Source organism: Amycolatopsis sp. H20-H5, from assembly GCF_035828755.1.
In the GTDB taxonomy this organism is placed as follows: Bacteria; Actinomycetota; Actinomycetes; order Mycobacteriales; family Pseudonocardiaceae; genus Amycolatopsis.
Window position 1 is genome coordinate 1 of record NZ_JAYMZS010000283.1, and the last position, 1,190, is coordinate 1,190.

At 65.5% G+C, this 1,190-nt stretch carries 1 protein-coding gene; it reads left to right on the forward strand.

The genetic code is table 11. The annotated features are described in order from the left end of the window. Positions 1–171 precede the first annotated feature (171 nt). On the forward strand, positions 172–1,190 hold a 1,019-nt coding region (locus tag QMK34_RS47490), incomplete at its 3' end, for a transposase (RefSeq protein ID WP_326421631.1).

The window sequence follows — 1,190 nt, forward strand, 5'->3', positions numbered from 1 at the left end:
CTAGGTGGCTGGTGTCTTAGATTGTGAGGGGTGTGTCGGTCGCGGTGATCGGGTGGCCGGTCCGGCAGGATGAGTGGTGTGGCCTTGGGACGCACGCCTCGTCAGACCGATCTGTTGCGCTCGACCGTGGATTACTGCGAGAGCCGGGTTGCTGCGGGCTCGATTTACGGTGTGTTGCACCGGGAGTGTTTCGCGTTGTTCCCGGATGAGATGTTCGCCGACCTGTTCACCGATATCGGGCGTCGGTCGGTGCCGCCGATGATCGTGGCTGTGGTGATGGTGCTGCAACGCGTCGAAGGTCTCTCGGACCGGGAAGCGGTGGACCGGTTCGCGTTCGACGCTCGCTGGAAGTACGCCGCCGGTGGGCTGGACTTCGACTATCCGGGGTTCGTGCACACCGTGCTGGTGGACATGCGCGCCCGGCTGGCCCGCTCGGACCGGCCGGACCGGATCTTCGAGGTGACGTTGGATGTCGCCCGGCGGGCCGGTCTGGTGGGGCGCAAGCGGGTGCTGGACTCCACTCCGTTGTATGACGCGGTCGCGACCATGGACACCGTCACGCTGATCCGTTCGGCGATTCGGGGTCTGCTCGCGGTTGCCGGGACGGAGTTGGCGTCCGGTCTTCGTGCGATGGTCTCTAGTAGAGATGACTACGCCACCACAGCGAAGCCGCAGATCGACTGGGACGATCCGGCCGCCCGGGATGCGCTGATCAACTCCCGTGCCCGAGATGGGTTCGCGATGCTCACGCTGGTGGAGGGCCGTGAACTCGGTGATGGGGTCGGTCCGGCGGTGCGGCTGCTGGCGACCGTGCTGGGCCAGGATCTGGTTGAGGGTGCTGATGGGGTGTTTCGGATCGCCCGCAAGGTCGCCCCGGATCGGGTCATCTCCACCGTGGATCCCGAGACTCGCCATGGGCACAAGACCCGCGCCCGTGGTTTCGACGGCTACAAGGGGCATATCGCGATCGATCCGGACACCGAGATCATCACCGCCACCGAGGTCACCCCCGGTAACAGTGGCGACGCCGAGGTCGCTCAGGACCTTCTCGCTGACATCCTGCCCGAAGCCGAAGCCGAAGCCGAAGCCGCGGTCTATGGTGACGCCGCTTATGGGGCTGGGGAGCTACTGAAACGACTGGACGATGCCGAGATCCACAATGGACTCAAGGTGCAGCCTCCGGCGACGGT